Origin of the sequence: Isoptericola sp. 178 (assembly GCF_030586525.1) — a bacterium.
Classification (GTDB): Bacteria; Actinomycetota; Actinomycetes; order Actinomycetales; family Cellulomonadaceae; genus Isoptericola; species Isoptericola sediminis.
Genome location: NZ_JAUQYN010000003.1, coordinates 555,935 through 573,169, shown reverse-complemented (window position 1 = coordinate 573,169; position 17,235 = coordinate 555,935). Strand labels below are relative to the sequence as shown.

At 73.4% G+C, this 17,235-nt stretch carries 16 protein-coding genes; 10 read left to right on the top strand and 6 right to left on the bottom strand.

Going from position 1 to position 17,235, the window contains the following annotated elements:
- Positions 1-80 precede the first annotated feature (80 nt).
- From glnA to Q6349_RS11810, 4 genes are all read left to right on the top strand, one after another.
- The gene (gene glnA / locus Q6349_RS11825; RefSeq protein ID WP_171248039.1) at positions 81-1,418 is read left to right on the top strand and encodes a type I glutamate--ammonia ligase; all 1,338 of its coding nucleotides are present in this window, start codon (positions 81-83) and stop codon (positions 1,416-1,418) included.
- A 46-nt stretch (positions 1,419-1,464) separates the two neighbouring features.
- Entirely contained in the window at positions 1,465-4,611 is a 3,147-nt protein-coding gene (locus tag Q6349_RS11820; RefSeq protein ID WP_304604238.1) for a bifunctional [glutamine synthetase] adenylyltransferase/[glutamine synthetase]-adenylyl-L-tyrosine phosphorylase, read from the top strand.
- 107 nt (positions 4,612-4,718) lie between these two features.
- Positions 4,719-5,777 carry a DUF808 domain-containing protein gene (locus Q6349_RS11815; RefSeq protein WP_304604237.1) on the top strand — a complete coding sequence of 353 codons (1,059 nt, stop codon included), beginning with the start codon at positions 4,719-4,721 and terminating at the stop codon, positions 5,775-5,777.
- Between the two features lie 54 nt (positions 5,778-5,831).
- Positions 5,832-6,515 (top strand): haloacid dehalogenase type II, encoded by a 684-nt coding sequence (locus Q6349_RS11810; protein ID WP_304604236.1) that lies wholly within the window; start codon positions 5,832-5,834, stop codon positions 6,513-6,515.
- A gap of 39 nt (positions 6,516-6,554) precedes the next feature.
- Here the strand turns inward: Q6349_RS11810 and Q6349_RS11805 are convergent, their stop codons facing one another.
- Both Q6349_RS11805 and Q6349_RS11800 read right to left on the bottom strand, forming a co-directional pair.
- Positions 6,555-7,286, bottom strand: a complete 732-nt coding sequence (locus Q6349_RS11805) for a DUF429 domain-containing protein (protein WP_304604235.1) — start codon at positions 7,284-7,286, stop codon at positions 6,555-6,557.
- A 24-nt stretch (positions 7,287-7,310) separates the two neighbouring features.
- On the bottom strand, positions 7,311-7,646 hold the full coding sequence (locus tag Q6349_RS11800) for a YciI family protein (RefSeq protein WP_171248044.1): 336 nt from the start codon (positions 7,644-7,646) through the stop codon (positions 7,311-7,313).
- A gap of 169 nt (positions 7,647-7,815) precedes the next feature.
- Between Q6349_RS11800 and Q6349_RS11795 the strand changes: the two genes are divergently transcribed.
- The gene (locus Q6349_RS11795) at positions 7,816-8,433 is read left to right on the top strand and encodes a TetR/AcrR family transcriptional regulator (protein ID WP_304604234.1); all 618 of its coding nucleotides are present in this window, start codon (positions 7,816-7,818) and stop codon (positions 8,431-8,433) included.
- Between the two features lie 63 nt (positions 8,434-8,496).
- Here the strand turns inward: Q6349_RS11795 and Q6349_RS11790 are convergent, their stop codons facing one another.
- Positions 8,497-9,657: an acyl-CoA dehydrogenase family protein gene (locus Q6349_RS11790; RefSeq protein WP_304604233.1), complete on the bottom strand. Its 1,161-nt coding sequence runs from the start codon at positions 9,655-9,657 to the stop codon at positions 8,497-8,499.
- A 159-nt stretch (positions 9,658-9,816) separates the two neighbouring features.
- On the opposite strand from Q6349_RS11790, the gene Q6349_RS11785 reads away from it, so the two are divergent.
- From Q6349_RS11785 to Q6349_RS11775, 3 genes are all read left to right on the top strand, one after another.
- Positions 9,817-10,593 (top strand): electron transfer flavoprotein subunit beta/FixA family protein, encoded by a 777-nt coding sequence (locus Q6349_RS11785; protein WP_171248047.1) that lies wholly within the window; start codon positions 9,817-9,819, stop codon positions 10,591-10,593.
- Entirely contained in the window at positions 10,590-11,585 is a 996-nt protein-coding gene (locus Q6349_RS11780) for an electron transfer flavoprotein subunit alpha/FixB family protein (RefSeq protein WP_304604232.1), read from the top strand. The genes Q6349_RS11785 and Q6349_RS11780 overlap by 4 nt, the downstream gene beginning before the upstream one ends.
- 197 nt (positions 11,586-11,782) lie before the next feature.
- A complete protein-coding gene (locus Q6349_RS11775) occupies positions 11,783-12,928 on the top strand; it encodes a cytochrome b/b6 domain-containing protein (protein WP_304604231.1) in 1,146 nt (381 codons plus the stop codon).
- On the opposite strand, the gene Q6349_RS11770 is transcribed toward Q6349_RS11775, so the two are convergent.
- From Q6349_RS11770 to Q6349_RS11760, 3 genes are read right to left on the bottom strand one after another with little or no spacing between them, the layout of a single operon-like run.
- On the bottom strand, positions 12,915-13,427 hold the full coding sequence (locus tag Q6349_RS11770; protein WP_304604230.1) for a thioredoxin domain-containing protein: 513 nt from the start codon (positions 13,425-13,427) through the stop codon (positions 12,915-12,917). The two genes, Q6349_RS11775 and Q6349_RS11770, sit on opposite strands and share 14 nt — an antisense overlap.
- Before the next feature lie 56 nt (positions 13,428-13,483).
- A complete protein-coding gene (locus Q6349_RS11765; protein ID WP_304604229.1) occupies positions 13,484-15,754 on the bottom strand; it encodes a plasma-membrane proton-efflux P-type ATPase in 2,271 nt (756 codons plus the stop codon).
- Positions 15,751-15,942 (bottom strand): cation-transporting P-type ATPase, encoded by a 192-nt coding sequence (locus Q6349_RS11760; protein ID WP_304604228.1) that lies wholly within the window; start codon positions 15,940-15,942, stop codon positions 15,751-15,753. The genes Q6349_RS11765 and Q6349_RS11760 overlap by 4 nt, the downstream gene beginning before the upstream one ends.
- A 112-nt stretch (positions 15,943-16,054) precedes the next feature.
- Between Q6349_RS11760 and Q6349_RS11755 the strand changes: the two genes are divergently transcribed.
- The gene (locus tag Q6349_RS11755) at positions 16,055-16,363 is read left to right on the top strand and encodes an HIT family protein (RefSeq protein WP_304604227.1); all 309 of its coding nucleotides are present in this window, start codon (positions 16,055-16,057) and stop codon (positions 16,361-16,363) included.
- Positions 16,360-17,169 carry a crotonase/enoyl-CoA hydratase family protein gene (locus tag Q6349_RS11750; protein ID WP_304604226.1) on the top strand — a complete coding sequence of 270 codons (810 nt, stop codon included), beginning with the start codon at positions 16,360-16,362 and terminating at the stop codon, positions 17,167-17,169. The genes Q6349_RS11755 and Q6349_RS11750 overlap by 4 nt, the downstream gene beginning before the upstream one ends.
- Positions 17,170-17,235: the final 66 nt, after the last annotated feature.

Below are 17,235 nucleotides of genomic sequence, written 5' to 3'. Positions count from 1 at the left end.
GGGCCCAGGTCCCGGACCGGTGCGACGGACCGTCGACGGTCCGTCACCCACGGTTAACAGGTATCGGGCAGGATGAGGTCATGGACAGGCAGCAGGAGTTCGTGCTTCGCACGGTCGAGGAGCGCGACATCCGCTTCATCCGACTCTGGTTCACCGACGTGCTGGGGGTGCTCAAGTCCGTCGCGGTCGCCCCGGCGGAGCTCGAGCAGGCCTTCGTCGAGGGCATCGGCTTCGACGGCAGCGCGATCGAGGGGCTGACACGGGTCTACGAGGCGGACATGATCGCCAAGCCCGACCCCACGACGTTCCAGGTGCTGCCCTGGCGCGGTGAGCGCCACGGCACCGGTCGCATGTTCTGCGACCTGCTCACCCCCGAGGGTGAGCCCTCGCGTGCCGACTCGCGCAACGTCCTCAAGCGCACGCTCGCCAAGGCCGGCGACAAGGGCTTCACGTTCTACACCCACCCCGAGGTCGAGTTCTACCTCTTCAACCAGATGGGTTCCTCGGACGGGCCCCTGGTGCCGGTCGACGAGGGCGGCTACTTCGACCACCTGGCCCGCGGCAGCACGCACGACTTCCGGCGCGCGGCCATCTCGATGCTCGAGTCGATGGGTATCTCCGTGGAGTTCTCCCACCACGAGGCCGGGCCCGGGCAGAACGAGATCGACCTGCGCTACGCCGACGCGCTGACCACCGCGGACAACCTCATGACGTTCCGCACCGTGGTCAAGGAGGTCGCGCTCGAGCAGGGTGTGTTCGCCTCCTTCATGCCCAAGCCCTTCGCGGACAAGCCGGGGTCGGGCATGCACACCCACATGTCCCTGTTCGAGGAGGACTCCAACGCCTTCCACGAGCCGGGGGCGCAGTTCGAGCTGTCCAAGACCGGGCGCCAGTTCATCGCCGGGCTGCTGGTGCACGCCGGCGAGATCACCGCGGTGACCAACCAGCACGTCAACTCCTACAAGCGGCTGTGGGGCGGCTCCGAGGCGCCCAGCTACATCTGCTGGGGCCACAACAACCGCTCCGCGCTGGTGCGCGTGCCCATGTACAAGCCGGGCAAGGGCAACTCCTCGCGGATCGAGTACCGGGCGCTGGACTCGGCGGCGAACCCGTACCTGGCGTTCGCCGTGCTGCTGGCCGCCGGGATGAAGGGCATCGAGGAGGGGTACGAGCTGCCCGAGGCCACCGAGGACGACGTCTGGGAGCTCACCGGGGCGGAGCGCCGCGCGCTCGGCATCGCGCCGCTGCCGGAGTCCCTCGACGAGGCCATCGAGCTCATGGAGTCCTCGGAGCTCGTCGCCGAGACCCTGGGCGAGCACGTCTTCGACTACGTGCTGAAGAACAAGCGCAACGAGTGGGACGCCTACCGCGCCCAGGTCACCCCGTACGAGCTCAAGACCTCCCTGCAGTTCCTCTGAGCGGACGGCCGCCGCACGCTCCGGCGGCGGCCGATAGGGTCGAGAGGTGAGCCCGACGACCTCCGGCACCGGTAGACCGCAGACCCCGACCCGGAGGCTGCTCCGGGCAGGGTTCGCCGACCTGACCCGGTCGGCCACGCTCTGGCAGGACGCCGCGCTGCAGCGCCGCCTCCCCGCCGACGCGGGCGGGGACGACGGCGTGCTGCAGGCCCTCGGGGTCACGGCCGACCCGGACCTCGCGCTGCTGCACCTCGTGCGGCTGGCCTCGGTGCCCGCCGCGCAGCAGACCGTCGAACGGCTGCTCGCGGCGGACCAGCGTTCGGGCGAGGGCGTGGCCCGGGGACGGCTGCTCGCCGTCCTCGGCGCGTCGACGGCGCTCGCGGACGAGATCGTCCGCCGTCCCGCGCTCCTGGACGTGCTGGGCGACGGCGACGGCGGGCTCGGGGCCGACCCGCGGGACGTGCGGGCGGAGCTCCTGCGCGCCGTCGGCGCCGACCCGGAGTCGGCGGATCCCGTCGCGGCCCTGGAGCCCGAGGGCGCCGACACGCCGGGGTGGCCCGACCGGGACGCCCCCACCGCCACGGACGCGCTGCGGCGCGCCTACCGCGAACGGCTGCTGCGCATCGCCGCCACGGACCTGACCGCGCCGGACCCCTCGGCCACGCTGCCGGACGTCGGCGCCGCGCTGGCCGACCTGGCCGCCGCCGCGCTGGAGGCGGCGTTGGCGGTGGCGCGCTCCCAGCTCCCCGACCACGGCGCCGGGGCCCGCCTCGCGGTGATCGGGATGGGCAAGACCGGCGGTCGCGAGCTCAACTACGTCTCGGACGTCGACGTCGTCTACGTGTGCGAACCCGCCACCGACGAGGCGGGGGAGCCGGTCCTGGACGAGTCCGGGGCGATGCGGATCGGGACCCAGCTCGCCACCCGGCTGCAGAAGGTGTGCGGCGGCACCTCGCTCGAACCGGCGCTGTGGGAGGTCGACGCGGCGCTGCGTCCCGAGGGCAAGCAGGGGCCGCTGGTGCGCACCCTGGCCAGCCACGTCGCCTACTACGAGCGCTGGGCCCAGACGTGGGAGTTCCAGGCCCTGCTCAAGGCCCGCCCGGTGGCGGGGGACGCCGCGCTCGGCGCGGCCTACCGCGAGGCCGTCGACCCGTTCGTCTGGGCGGCCGCCAACCGGGACCACTTCGTCGAGGACGCCCAGGCGATGCGGCGCCGCGTCGAGGCGCACGTGCCCAACGCCGAGGCCGACCGGCAGATCAAGCTCGGCAAGGGCGGGCTGCGGGACGTCGAGTTCACCGTCCAGCTCCTGCAGCTCGTGCACGGCCGCACCGACGACGCCATCCACGACGGCAACACGCTGGCCGGACTGTCCGCGCTCGCGGACGGGGGGTACGTCGGGCGTGAGCACGCCCTGCGCATGGGCGCCTGCTACCGGTTCCTGCGGTCCCTGGAGCACCGGGTCCAGCTCTTCGGGCTCAAGCGCACGCACCTGCTGCCGACCGAGGACGAGGACCTGCGGCGCCTCGCCCGGTCGCTGGGCATGCGCGGCCAGGGCGCCGAGGACCTGCGCCAGCGCTGGCGGGCCACCCGGCGCGAGGTCCGTGCCCTGCACGAGGCCGTCTTCTACCGCCCGCTGCTGCCGGCGTGGGCGCAGCTCTCGGAGGACGAGCTCTCGCTCGCCCCGGACGCCGCGCGCGCCCGGTTCGCGGCGATCGGCTACCGCGACCCGGACGGGGCGATGCGGCACGTCGTGGCCCTCACCGAGGGCACCTCACGCCGGGCCAAGCTGCAGCGCCAGCTCCTGCCGGTGATGCTCGGCTGGTTCGCCGAGGGCTCCGACCCCGACGCGGGCCTGCTGGACTTCCGCAAGCTGTCCGAGAACCTCGGCGCCACGCCCTGGTACCTGCGGCTGCTGCGCGACTCCGGGAACGCCGCCTACCACCTGGCCCACCTGCTGTCCTCCTCGCGGTACCTCGCCGAGGCGCTGGCCCGCTCACCGGAGTCGGTGCAGTGGCTCGCCGACACCTCCCGGCTGGAACCCCGCGGTCCCGAGCGGCTCGCCGCGGAGGCGGACGCCGTCCTGACCCGGGCGGACGACCCCGGTCCGGCGGCGACCCGGCTGCGCGCCCTGCGGCGCCGCGAGCTCGCCCGGACCGGCGCCGGCGAGGTGCTCCGCGTGCTCGGGCCCGTGCAGGCCCAGGCGGCGATCTCCGACGCCGCGGACATGGTCGTCGTCGGCGGCCTGCGCGTGGCCGAGTTCGCCGCCCGGGACCAGATGGGGCTGGGACCCGACCCGGCGGCGAACCCCACCCGCATGCTCGTGGTCGCCATGGGCCGCCTCGGCGGACGGGAGATGGGCTACGGCTCGGACGCCGACGTCCTGTTCGTGCACGACCCGCTGCCCGACGCCGACCCCGAGCAGGCCAAGGCGTTCGCCGAGCTCACCGCGCGCACGCTGCAGAAGCTGCTCTCCGCCGTCGGACCCGAGCCCCCGCTGCCGGTGGACGCCGACCTGCGTCCCGAGGGGCGGCAGGGGCCGCTGGTGCGCACGATGGCCTCCTACACCGAGTACTACGAGCGGTGGGCGAGCGTGTGGGAGCAGCAGGCCCTGCTGCGCGCCCGCCCCGTGGCCGGCGCGACCGGCACGGCGGTGGACCTGGCCGAGCGCTTCGACGCCGTCGTCGACCCGTTGCGCTACCCGCCCGGTGGGCTCGCCGAGCCCAAGCTGCGCGAGGTGCGGCGCATCAAGGCCCGCGTCGAGTCCGAACGGCTGCCACGGGGCACCGATCCGAGCCGCCACCTCAAGCTGGGGCGCGGGGGAGTGTCCGACGTCGAGTGGACGGTCCAGCTCCTGCAGCTCCAGCACGCGCACGAGGTGCCGGGGCTGCGCACCACCGAGACGGTCGCGGCGCTGGCCGCGGCCGAGGGGGCCGGACTCGTCGAGGCCGAGGAGGCCGAGTGCCTGCTCGACGCCTGGCTGCTCGCGTCCCGGCTGCGGTCCGCCCTGGTGCTGTGGTCCGGCAAGGTCGGCGGCCTGCGCGCGGACGTGCTCCCGGCGGACGCCTGGGCGCTGACCGGGTTGGCGCGGCTGCTCGGCGACGTCGACACCGGCCAGGAGCTGGAGGAGCTGTACCTGCGCACCGCACGACGCGCCCGCACGGTGATGGAGCGGCTCGTCTACGGCGACGACTGACACGGTCTGGGGCACGATAGGCCCATGCACCTGCACCTGCGCCTCCTGTCGACGCCCGCCGCGCCGGCGTCCGCTCCCCGTCCGACCGGAGCCGGGGAGGGGATCGCATGAGCGCCGGGCTGCTCGGGCTCCTCGACGACGTCGCGGCCATCGCGAAGCTGGCGGCGGCCTCGCTGGACGACGTCGGGGCGGCGGCCGGCCGGGCCACGGCCAAGGCGGCCGGCGTGGTCGTCGACGACACGGCCGTGACGCCGCAGTACGTGCACGGGGTCGCGGCCGAGCGCGAGCTGCCGATCATCAAGAAGATCGCGTGGGGCTCGATCCGCAACAAGGTGCTCATCATCCTGCCGATCGCGCTGGTGCTCAGCGAGTGGCTGCCGTGGCTGCTGACACCCATCCTCATGCTCGGCGGCACCTACCTGGCGTTCGAGGGTGCGGAGAAGATCTGGCGCCGGGTGCGCGGGCACACCGACCACGACCGGCCGGCCGCTGCGGTCGGGCCCGAGGCCGAGAAGACGATGGTGTCCGGGGCGATCCGCACCGACCTCATCCTGTCCGCGGAGATCATGGTCATCGCCCTCGACGAGGTCGCCGACGAGGGGTTCTGGTCCCGGCTGGTGATCCTGCTCGTCGTGGCTCTCGTCATCACCGTGATCGTCTACGGCGCCGTGGCCCTCATCGTGAAGATGGACGACGTCGGGCTGGCGCTCGCGCAGCGCGAGTCCGACCTGTCGCGCCGGGTCGGGCGCGCCCTGGTGACCGGGATGCCCAAGGTGCTGGCCACGATCTCGGTGGTGGGCACGGTGGCGATGCTCTGGGTCGGCGGGCACATCCTGCTGGTCGGGGTCGACGAGCTCGGCTGGCACGGGCTGTACGACCTGGTGCACCACGGCGAGGAGGCGATCGCCGCGGCGGTCCCGGGCATCGGCGGGTTCCTCGCCTGGTGCTTCAACACGCTGTGCTCGGCCCTCATCGGGCTGGTCGTCGGCGCGGTCGCGGTGGCCGTGATGCACGTGCTGCCGTTCGGCGACGACCACGACGCGCGCGACGCCCACGACACGCCCGCCGGTGAGCGTCCCGCCGTCGACCGCGACCCGGACGCCGGGTCAGGGGCACAGGGTGGCGAGTCAGCGGGGACGGGCACGAGCCGGCACGACGAGCACTGAGTCCGCCCGGCCCGTCGGATTGCTGGAACCGGCGACCCGGGCGACGGTAGGGGGATGTCGCTCCCACGTCCCGACCTGGTCGTCCTCGACGTCAACGAGACCCTGTCCGACCTGGCGCCGCTGGCCGACGCCTTCGGTGACGTCGGCCTGGAGCCGGGCGACGTGGAGGCCTGGTTCGCCGGCGTGCTCCGGGACGCCTTCGCGCTCGGCATGCTCGGTGACAACCCGTCGTTCGCGGAGATCGGCGGCGCGCTGCTCCGCGCTCGCCTGACGGCGGCCGGCCACCCCGATCCGTCCGAGGGTGCCCAGCAGGTCCTGGGACGGTTCGTCGCCCTGTCCCCGCACCCCGACGTCGTCCCGGGGCTCCTGGCCCTGGCGGAGCAGGGCTGCCGGATCGTGACGCTGAGCAACGGGTCCGCGGACGTGGCCCGCGCCCTGCTCGCCGACACCGCGGCGGGCGGGGTGATCGAGGACTACCTGGCGGTCGGCGAGGCGGACGCCTGGAAGCCCGACGCCCGCGCGTACGCTCATGCGCTGGCGGCCACCGGCGTCGCCGCCGAGCGGGCGGTCCTCGTCGCCGTGCATCCCTGGGACGTCGACGGGGCGCGTCGCGCCGGTCTGCAGACCGCGTGGGTCAACCGCACCGGCGCCGTCTACCCGGACCACTTCGGCCCAGCGGACCGGGAGGTCGCGTCCGTCGTCGACCTGGCGGCGGTGCTGGGGGAGCTGCCGCGCTGAGCCGGGCCGTCGCGCCGAGCCGCCGCGGCCGGTGAGGCGTCAGTCGTGTCCGGCACGGGGCAGCACGATCCAGCCCTCCCGGGACGCCAGGTCGCGCAGGTCGGCGGGCACGGGTTCGCAGCGGCCCTGCCGGGCCAGTCCGGCGATGACGGCGCACAGCACGGCGTCGAGGGCGTCGTCGGTGTCGCGGCACAGCGGCGCGAAGGTGTCGAGGTCGAGCCACGGGAACGCGATCGCCAGGTGGTCGACGAGGTCCGCGCGGGCGCGGGACGACTGCGGGTCGCGGCCCTTGTACCCGCGGTGGGGCAGCCCCCAGATCTTCAGGGCCGCCGCGGGGTAGACCTCGATCACCGGCCCGTCGCCGGCGCGGTCGACGACGGTCCCGGACCGCGTGAGCATCGCGAGGATCGCCGCGCAGCGCATCGCCGCGGCGCCGATCCGCTCGGCGGAGACCGCGAGCGGGCGCACGCCGGTGCGCTGCCAGACGTGCAGGTCGGTGGCCCGGTAGGTGAGACGGCGACGCGTCTCGGGGATCACCAGGTCGTGCCCGCCGTCGCGGTGGGCGACGACGTAGTCGACGAACGCGTCGGGCCAGCCGATCGGGCAGTCGATCCCGGTGGTCGCGGCCGCCCGGACGACGTCGCAGAGCGCGGCGTCGTCGTGCTCCCCGACGGCCAGCGCGGTGACCCGGGCATCGTCGTCGGACCACTCGATCGTCGCCACGCCGGTCTTGCGAGGGTTCGCCGACAGATCGATGCCCGCGGTGATCATGGCCGGTCGCAGCTGGTCGGTCGGCTACATCCCGGGCAGGGGCTGGGCCTCGTGGACCTCGATCGTGCACCCGCCCGGCATCTGCAGGTGCGGGTGCGTGCGCGCCAGGGCGACCGCGGCGTCCATGTCGTCGGCCTCCAGGATCGTGTAGCCCGCCACGTCCTGGGTGCTCGGCCGCTCGCCGTCCGGGGTGACCTGGACGCCACCGGCGAGGGGCGTGCCGAAGTCGATCATCCGTTCCCCGACCTGGTCGGCCCAGGCCATCCAGCGGCCCATGACCTCCTGTGTCTCCTCGGCTGTCGGCGGCGTGGCGTCGTCCGGCGTCATCGGCGCGTGGTAGACGAACATGAAGCGTGCCATGGTTCTCCCCCTCGAGATCACCGGCCGTCCACCGCCGGTCTGCCGTCACCGTAGGTCGCCGCCACCCGGCACGCATCCGTGCGCGACGGCGACCCGCCGTCCCGACCCGGCGGCCAGGTCCGGGCGCCCGCAACCCGGGCGATTCTCTAATCTGGCTTAGAATCGAGGGATGGACGTGACCGAGCCTGCCCCGTCGCGCGCGGCGTCGAAGTCGGCGCAGACCCGGCAGCGGATCCTCGACGCGGCCGCCGAGGTGCTGTCACGCAAGGGCTACGCCGGCACACGTCTTGCGGACGTCGCGGCCGTGGCCGGCGTGCAGGCACCGGCGATCTACTACTACTTCGCCTCCCGTGACGAGCTCGTCGAGGAGGTGATGTGGGTCGGGGCGCACCGCGTCCGGCTCCACGTCGAGGAGCGGTTGGCCGCCGTGCCGGAGGACGCCTCGGCGATGGACCGCCTCATGGTCGCCGTCGAGGCGCACCTGCGGTTCGAGCTGCAGCTGTCGGACTACGCGACCGCCTCGGTCCGCAACGCCGGGCACGTCCCCGAGCAGCTCCGGGTCCGGCCGGCCGCCGAGGAGGCCCAGTACACCCACCTGTGGCGGGACCTGTTCGTGGCCGCCCAGCAGGCGGGGGAGGTGCGGGCCGATCTCGACATCAACATCCTCCGGCTCCTGCTGCTCGGCGCCATGAACTGGGTCGTCGAGTGGTGGAACCCGCGGACCCGGTCGCTCGACGACCTGGTGGCCACCGCGCAGGGGATGATCCGGCACGGCGCCGGGACGTGACCGACCCGGCGCTCCGCGCCCCGGGGGACCGCGTGGTGGAGGAGTGCCTCGGCGACGGGATCCTCACAGCCCCAGGCCGCGGCCGACGATCTCCTTCATGATCTCGGTCGTGCCGCCGTAGATGGTGGTGACGCGGGCGTCCTCGTAGTCCCGGGCGATGCGGTACTCGCGCATGTACCCGTAGCCGCCGTACAGCTGCAGGCAGCGGTCGACGACGTCGACGTACTGCTCGGTGGCCAGGAACTTGGCCCCGGCGGCGTCCTCCGCGCTGAGCCGACCGGCGTTGTGCTGGACGAGGCAGGCGTCCATGTAGGCCCGGGTGGCCCGCACGGCGGTGACCATGTCGGCCAGCTCGAAGCGGGTGTTCTGGAACGAGCCGATGGGCTGGCCGAACGCGTGCCGTTGCTTGACGTACTCGAGGGTCCGCTCCAGCACGCCTTCGCTGGCGGCGACGGCGGCGGCGGCGATGGAGACGCGTTCCTGCGGCAGGTTGTGCATGAGGCTCGCGAAGCCGGACCCCTCGGGGCCGAGCAGGTTCGCCGCCGGCACGCGGACGCCCTCGAACGCGAGCTCGCTGGTGCCCTGGGTGTGCAGGCCGATCTTCTCCAGCAGGCGGCCGCGGGAGAACCCGGGGGAGTCGGCGGGGATCACGAGCAGGCTCAGCCCCCGGTGCGGGTCCGGTCCGGTGCGCACGACCGTGACCACGAGGTCGGCGTCCTGCCCGTTGGAGATGAACGTCTTGGATCCGTCGACGACGTAGTCGTCGCCGTCGCGCACGGCCGACGTGCGGATCCCGGCGAGGTCGCTGCCGGCGCCGGGCTCGGTCATCGCCACGGCGACGAGGCTCTCCCCGGCCGCGATCCCGGGCAGCCAGCGCTGCTTCTGCTCGTCGTTCGTCAGGTCGGTGAAGTACGGGATGACGACGTCGTTCGCCAGGGGGATGTTGGCCACGCCGTCCGACACCGGGTGGCGGGAGAGCTCCTCGCCGACGACGGCGTTGAAGCGGAAGTCGTCCGATCCGCCGCCGCCGTACTCCTCCGGGATGCCGAGGCCCAGGATCCCTGCCTCGGCGGCCTGGGTGAACAGCTTGCGGTCGACCCGGCCCTCGCCTTCCCACCGCTCGACGTGGGGGCGGACGTTCTGCTCCACGAAGTCGTGCACCATCTCGCGCAGCTGCTCGTGCTCCTCCTCGTAGAGGGAGCGCGGCCCGAAGATCTGGCTCATGTCGTCTCCGATCATCCTTGATCTCGACCTCCGTCTTTCTATAGCGTATTAGAAACGTCGCTGGCGCGCTGCTGGTCCCGGCGAAGATCTCTCGCCGTCAGGTCCAGGGATTGAACCGAGGTTAAGCATTGCGCCAGGGAGCCCGGCAGAAGGAGGACCATGAGGATCGCCGTGCTGGTGAAGGTGGTGCCGGACACCTACGTGGACCGCACGCTGTCGCTCGAGACGGGGCTGGCCGACCGTGCCACCGCCGACCTGGTCCTCGACGAGATCGACGAGCGTGCCCTGGAGGTCGCGCTCCGCCATGCCGACGACCACCCCGACACCGAGATCGTGGCCGTCGCGATGACCCCGGAGGCCGGCGTCACCAGCCTGCGCAAGGCCCTCGCCCTCGGCGCCACGTCCGCTCTGCAGGTGGTCGACGAGCGACTCGTCGGCGCCGACGTCGTCCTCACCGCCGAGATCCTGGCTGCGGCGGTCCAGCACGTGGGCTTCGACGTGGTCCTGGCCGGGGACGCGTCCACCGACGGGTCCGGGGGAGCGGTGCCGGCGGCGGTCGCCGAGCTTCTCGCCGTCCCGGCCGCCACGGCGCTGTCCGAGGTGCACCTCTCGGACACCGAGGTCACCGGTGTGCGTGCCTCCGACGGTGCCGCCGTGCGGGTCGGCGCACCTCTGCCGGCGGTCGTGTCCGTCACCGAGGCGCTGCCCGAGGCCCGCCTGGCCGGGTTCAAGGGGATCATCGCCGCCAAGAAGAAGACCATCGAGACCGTCTCCGCGGCCGACCTCGGCGTCGACCCCGAGCCCGCCGACGCCGCCCGCTCGATCATGATCGCCGTCTCGGAACGTCCCCCGCGCACGGCGGGGACCAAGATCGTGGACAGCGGCGACGCCGCCGAACGGCTGGCGGACTTCCTGGTCGAGAACCGGCTGGCATGAAGGGGGACACGACCATGACCGTCCACGACGCGCCGATCCTGGTGCTGCTCGACCGCGACCCCGACGGCGCCCTCGCGGGCTCCAGCGCCGAGCTGCTCGGCGCGGCCGCCTCGCTCGGCAGCCCCGTGGCGCTGATCCTCGGACCCGACGCCGACACCGAGGCCGCGGCGGCCGCCGCGCTGGGAGCACGGCGCGTGCTGACCGTCTCCGCGCCCGTCAAGGCCCTCGGGGTGCCCCGCGTCGACGCCCTCGCGGCCGCCGCGGAGCGCGTCCGCCCCGCCGCCGTGCTCGCCGCGCACTCGGTGGACGGCCGGGAGGCCGCCGCCCGCTACGCCGTCCGGTCGCGGTCGGCGCTCGCGGTCGACGCCGTCGGCGTCTCGCGCGACGAGGAGGGGATCATCACCCGCCACTCGGTCTACGGCGGCACCTACCTGGTCGACGCGGCCGCCACGTTCGGCGCACCGGTCGTCACGCTGCGCGTGGGGGAGATCGACGACCGTGCGTCCGCCGTCCCCGACGCCTCCGTCGAGGAGCTCGCGGTCACCGAGTCGGGGATCCCCGGCGCCGAGATCGTGGCGGTCGAACCCGTCGAGGTGACGTCGTCCCGCCCCGCGCTGCGCGGGGCCGAGAAGGTCGTCTCCGGCGGTCGGGGTCTGGGCTCCGCAGAGGGTTTCGAGCTGGTCGAGCGACTCGCAGACGCCCTCGGCGCCGCCGTCGGCGCGTCGCGGGTCGCGGTCGACAACGGGTACGCCCCGTCGTCGGCCCAGGTGGGCCAGACCGGCGTGTCGGTGTCGCCCCGGCTGTACGTCGCCCTGGGCATCTCCGGCGCCATCCAGCACCGCGCCGGGATGCAGACGGCTCAGACGATCGTCGTCGTGAACAAGGACGCCGACGCCCCCCTGTTCGAGATCGCGGACTTCGGCGTGGTCGGCGACGTGTTCGAGGTCGTGCCCCGGCTCGTCGCCGCCCTCGAGGCGCGGAGGAACGCATGACCGCCCTGCGGCGAGGACTGCCGCGCCGCCCGGGGGGCCCACCGTGGCCCCCGGCCGGCGAGGCCCCTGCCCACGCGTCCGCGGTGGCGGGTACCACGGTCGTTCCGGAGGCCTCCGTGGCCACCGGGACCGTCGAGCGCTCGGAGGCGGTGACCGCTGCGGGGGCGCCCGCGGAGGCATCCACAGGGTCGCCCGCCGTGCCGACCTCGCCCGAGACCGCCCTCGACGGCGTCCCCCTGCGCCGCGGCCTGCCCCGGGTGCCCGGGGGAGAGCCGTGGCCCCCTGCGGGCATGGCGCCGGCGTGGGCCTATCGCCCGCCGGAGCCGGAGCCGGAGCAGGAGCCCGTGCCCGAGCCGGCCCCGGCCACGCCGCCGCTCGTCCGGGCGGACCACGCGCCGGCCGCTGGGCAGCAGACGGGCACGGCCGCCGAGGACGAGCAGCTCCCGGCCGCCCGGCCTCGGCCGCCGCGCTGGGCCGGTCGTGCCCTCGTCCTGGTGGCCGGTGCCGTCGTCCTGGTCGGTGCCGCCGTCCTGGTCGCGCGGTGGCTGGTGCACCTGGAACCGGTGCAGGGCTTCCTGACCACCTATCCCGGCGACTACCCGCTCCCCGAGGGCTCCCCGGTGGGCATCCCCGCCTGGCTCTCCTGGCAGCACTTCTTCAACGTGTTCCTGCTGGTGCTGATCGTGCGCACCGGCTGGATGGTGCGCCGGCAGCAGCGGCCGGCGGCGTACTGGGCCCGGCGGGCCGCACCGCAGGAGCGCATCAGCATCATGTCCTGGGCCCACCAGGCGCTGGACGTCTTCTGGGTCGCCAACGGCGTGCTCTACGTCGTGCTGCTGTTCGCGACGGGGCAGTGGGTGCGGATCGTGCCGACGGACTGGAGCGTGTTCCCGAACGCGGTGTCCGCGGGTCTGCAGTACCTGTCGCTGAGCTGGCCCACGGACAACGGGTGGGTGCACTACAACAGCCTCCAGCAGCTGGCCTACTTCACCACGGTGTTCGTCGCCGCCCCGCTGGCGATCGCCACCGGCGTGCGGATGAGCGTCTCCTGGCCCTCGCGGCCCCGGCGGGACCGCCTGTTCCCCGTGGAGGTCGCGCGGCGGATCCACTTCCCGGTGATGCTGTACTTCGTCGCGTTCACCGTCGTCCACGTCTCCCTGGTCTTCGCCACGGGGGCGCTGCGCAACCTCAACCACATGTTCGCCGCCCGGGACGAGGTGAGCTGGGTCGGCTTCTGGCTGTTCGTCGCGGCGGTCGTGGTGATCGCCGGGGCGGCCGCCCTCCTGCGTCCGCTCTTCCTGGCCCCCGTCGCCCGCCGGTTCGGCACCGTCAGCCGGCGCTGATCGCGGACCGGTTCGGGACCGTGACGTCCGGGGCGTGGCCGTGCTCCTCCGCCAGCCCCGCCACGAGCTCGGCCAGGTCGGTCTGACCGAGGTGGCCCTCGTCGAGGACCTCGCCGTCCGGTCCGAAGACCGTGTAGGTGCTCATGCCCGTGACCTCGCGCTGCTGCCACAGCGTGCCTTCGGAGCCGACGACGTAGGTGACGTGCGGGACCACCCGGGCGGCCACCTCGATGGTCTCGAGGCCGTCGGGGCCCTCGAAGGCGATGACGGCGAGCTGGTCCGCGTGCTGCTCCGCCAGTCCGGACAGGTGCGGGTCCGGGGCCTGGCAGGTGGGGCACCACGGCGCCCAGAACCAGTGCACGGTCGGAACGTCGGGCGCGACCGCGGCGTCGGCAGCCCCGACGACGTCGTCCCCGACGGACACCGACGAACCGGGCTCCTGTCCGGTGCACGCGGTCAGGACGGCCCAGGCGATGACGAGCGCGGCCAGGCGCCTCATGACCTCAGTATGCCCAGGACCGCGTGCGGTCGCTGCGGACCGCTCGCGGCCCGGGGTCAGCCCTCGGCGCGGAGCAGGGTCACTCGGTCGCGAGCTGCGCGCCGAGCCGCCCGGCGGTCCACCAGCGCGTGGGCGGCGAGCTTGACCCGGTCGTTGACGAGGAACCACAGCAGGGCGTAGGCCCAGACGAGTCCGGCACCGGCCCAGCCGATCGGGGCCATGAGGAACCCGGTCGCGGCGATCACGGTGGCGATCGCCTGGGTGCCCAGCACGGCGGCCACCAGCACCGGGGCCGGCGCCGGACGCGACCAGAACGGGCCGCGGGTGCGGGTGACGAAGATCGTCAGGTGCCCGGCCACGGACAGCTTGAGGTAGATCAGCGTCTGGATCAGCTCGCGGTCGAGGTCCAGCGCGAGGTCCGCCACGAGGAACAGCAGGAACGACGCCACGACACCGGCGAGCCCGAGCGCGGTGGCGACCGTCAGCACGGACCCCATGCGCCAGCGCGCGGGGCGGTCCGAGCCGCGGACGTGGTCGTAGGCGATCGTCAGGATGGCCGCGTCGTTGAGCACGGCGAGCAGGACGATCATCACGGCCGTCACGGGGAAGAAGTCGAGGAACACGATGGCCAGCGTGATGAGCAGCAGCACCCGGATCGTCTCGGCGATGCGGTACGTCGCGTAGCTGGTCATCCGCGCGAAGATCTCCCGCGCCATGCGGATGGCGTCGACGATCACCGACAGGCCGGGGGCCATCAGCACGACGTCGGCGGCCGATCGGGCGGCGTCGGTCGCGTCGGAGACCGCGATCCCGGCGTCGGCCTGCTTGAGCGCGGGGGCGTCGTTGACACCGTCGCCGGTCATCGCCACGATGCGGCCGCGGCGCTGCAGCAGCTCGACGATGCGGTACTTGTGCTCGGGGAACACCTCGGCGAACCCGTCCGCCTCGGCCACGAGCCGCGCCCGGGTGTCCTCGGGGGTGTCCTCGTCGCCCAGCGCGGACGCCGGCAGGATCCGGTCGCCGAGCCCGACCTGCCGGGCGATCTCCGCCCCGATGGCCACCTGGTCCCCGGTGACCATCTTGACCTCGATCCCGAGGTCGCGGGCGGCGTCGATCGTCTCCCGGGAGTCCTCCCGCGGCGGGTCCGCGAGCGGCAGCACCCCGAGGAGATGCCAGCGGTCGGCCCCGTCGGTGCGGGCCACGGCCAGGGAGCGGTACCCGCGCCGGGCGAAGTCGTCCACCTGCCGGGCGGACTCCGCCACGGCCGGGTCGTCGCCGCACAGCGCGGCGATCATCTGCGGGGCTCCCTTGCTGACCCGGAAGGTGCGGCCGTCCTCCTGCCGCACGGTGGCCTCGGTGCGCTTGCCCACCGGGTCGAACGGGGTGAAGTGCAGCAGCCGACCGGCCGAGGTCTCGTCCGGGTGCTCGGCGGCGGCGAGGACGGCGAGGTCGATCGGGTCCTGGTCCTCGGCGCGCGAGGCCACGGCGGCGGCCTCGAGCAGCTCCGCCGGTCCGACGCCGGAGGCGCACCACGGGTCGCCGACGGCGAGCCGGTTCCTGGTCAGGGTCCCGGTCTTGTCCGAGCACAGCACGTCGATCCCGCCGAGCTCCTCGACGGCCGGCAGGTGACTGACGACGGCCTGGCGGCGGGCGAGCGCGCGGGCGCCGACCGCCATCGTCACCGACAGCACGGCCGGGAGCGCGACGGGCACGGACGCGATGACGACCACCAGGGCGAACTGGAGGATCTCGGCGAGGTCGTTGCCGCGCAGCAGCGCGACGACCGACGTCAGCGTGACCAGGGTGACCGCGATGACGATGAGGTACCGGCCGATCCGCAGCACCGCGCGCTGGAAGTGGCTGACCACCCCGGCGCTCTCGACCAGCGTCGCGGTCCGGCCGAAGTAGCTGTCCTCACCGGTGGCGTAGACCACCGCGTCCGCCTCGCCGCGCGTGATCACCGAGCCGGACCACGCGGCGTCACCCTGCCCCCGGGTCACGGGGAGCGACTCGCCGGTGAGCGCCGACTGGTCGACCTGGAGCTCGGCGTCCTCCAGGAGCCGGACGTCGGCGGGCACGACGTCGCCGAGGCGGAGGCGGACCACGTCGCCGGGCACGACCTCGCGGACCGGCACCGTGGTCCACACCCCGTCCCGGCGGACCCGGGCCGACGTCGCGAGCCGCTCCTGGAGCGCTTCGATCGCCCGCGTCGCCTGGTGCTCCTCGCTGAACGCCACCGCCCCGTTCATGGCCAGCAGCACCCCGATGATCACCGCGTCGGACCAGCTGCCGAGGACGAGGGAGAGCACCAGGGCGGCCTCGATCATCCAGGGGATCGGACCCAGAAGTACCCGGCCAGCACGAGCAGTGGGTTCTTCCGTCGTTCGATGATCTCGTTGGCCCCGTACCGGTCCAGCCGCTCCGTGGCCTCCGCGGTGGTCAAGCCGGACGGGGTGGCCCCCAGCTCCTCGAGAAGGTCCTCCAGAGGAAGGCTGGAGAGGTCCGCCGTGCTCACTGCGCCTCCTGGTCTCGAACCTGGTGGTCCTCGGATAGTGGGCGTGTCCGTCGTGACTCGCACCCGGGTCGGTGCGTCCCGGCGGTGCCGTCCCGACCGGTACCTTGTCCCCGTGTCGACGATGGAGAACGACTGCCTCTTCTGCCGGATCGTGAACGGTGACCTCGAGGCCTCGGTCGAGCACCACGAGGCCATCACGGACCTGCCGGCGCAGGGGCGTGACGCGCAGCAGTCGGTGTTCCACTCGCACCTGCACGTGATCCCGCGCGTGGCCGGTGACGGGGTGGTCGTCTCCGCACCGGACCGGGTCGCCGATCGGGCAGCGCTCGACACGGTCGCCGAGGCGCTGCGCGCACGGCTCGCGGGCTCGGACCCAGGAATCAACTCCCATACCCCCCGAGAAACGAGGGCACCACTGTGACCGACGCACGCTTCGACCTCACGCGGGACGGCGGAGTCGTCACCGTCGAGCTTGCCGGACGGGACGGGAAACCTGTCATGGATCCGGAGTTCTTCACGGAGCTGCACGACACGTTCGTCGAGCTCGACCAGGACGACGAGGCGCGGGCGATCGTGCTGCGGGGCACGCGCGGAAACTTCTCCTACGGGCTCGACATCGCGGCGGTGGCGGGGATGTTCGGCCACTTCCTCAGCAAGGACGACGCCGACACGCGGCAGCAGGTTCACGCCACGGTCAGGCGTTGGCAGGCGGCCATGACCGCCGTCGCCTCGTGCCGCAAGCCCACGATCGCCGCCATCGAGGGATGGTGCCTGGGCGGGGGCGTCGACCTGGCCGCGGCCTGCGATATCCGGGTGGCCTCGGCGGACGCGACGTTCAGCATCAAGGAGGCGAGGCTCGCGATCGTGGCGGACCTCGGAAGTCTGCAGCGACTCGTGGGGGTGATCGGTGACGGCCACCTGCGCCAGCTCGCGCTGACCGGCGAGGACATCACCGCCGAGCGCGCCGCGAGGATCGGCCTGGTCAACGACGTCTATCCGAGCTCCGAGGAACTGATGGCTGCCGCCCACGCGCTCGCCTCGACCATCGCCCGCAACAGCGCGCTGACCATGCGCGGGATCAAGGATGTGCTGGACGCCGAGCGTGGTCCGCGCGTTGAAGCCGGCCTGCGGTACGTCGCAGCCTGGAACTCGGCCTTCCTCGCCAGCGACGACCTGCTGGAGGCCATGGCAGCCATGCGGGAAGGTCGCGAGCCGACGTTCCGATGACGCAGGACGCCCTGGCGTCCACCGTGGAAGGTGGGGCCAGGGCGTCCGCGTGACGTCCTCGGGTCA

Bases quoted from the DNA above. Each gene is read 5' to 3' on its own strand.
- glnA (WP_171248039.1), top strand. From the start codon at position 81: ATGGACAGGCAGCAGGAGTTCGTGCTTCGCACGGTCGAGGAGCGCGAC.
- Q6349_RS11815 (WP_304604237.1), top strand. From the start codon at position 4,719: ATGAGCGCCGGGCTGCTCGGGCTCCTCGACGACGTCGCGGCCATCGCG.
- Q6349_RS11810 (WP_304604236.1), top strand. From the start codon at position 5,832: ATGTCGCTCCCACGTCCCGACCTGGTCGTCCTCGACGTCAACGAGACC.
- Q6349_RS11805 (WP_304604235.1), bottom strand. From the start codon at position 7,286: ATGATCACCGCGGGCATCGATCTGTCGGCGAACCCTCGCAAGACCGGC.
- Q6349_RS11800 (WP_171248044.1), bottom strand. From the start codon at position 7,646: ATGGCACGCTTCATGTTCGTCTACCACGCGCCGATGACGCCGGACGAC.
- Q6349_RS11795 (WP_304604234.1), top strand. From the start codon at position 7,816: ATGGACGTGACCGAGCCTGCCCCGTCGCGCGCGGCGTCGAAGTCGGCG.
- Q6349_RS11790 (WP_304604233.1), bottom strand. From the start codon at position 9,657: ATGAGCCAGATCTTCGGGCCGCGCTCCCTCTACGAGGAGGAGCACGAG.
- Q6349_RS11785 (WP_171248047.1), top strand. From the start codon at position 9,817: ATGAGGATCGCCGTGCTGGTGAAGGTGGTGCCGGACACCTACGTGGAC.
- Q6349_RS11780 (WP_304604232.1), top strand. From the start codon at position 10,590: ATGAAGGGGGACACGACCATGACCGTCCACGACGCGCCGATCCTGGTG.
- Q6349_RS11770 (WP_304604230.1), bottom strand. From the start codon at position 13,427: ATGAGGCGCCTGGCCGCGCTCGTCATCGCCTGGGCCGTCCTGACCGCG.
- Q6349_RS11765 (WP_304604229.1), bottom strand. From the start codon at position 15,754: ATGATCGAGGCCGCCCTGGTGCTCTCCCTCGTCCTCGGCAGCTGGTCC.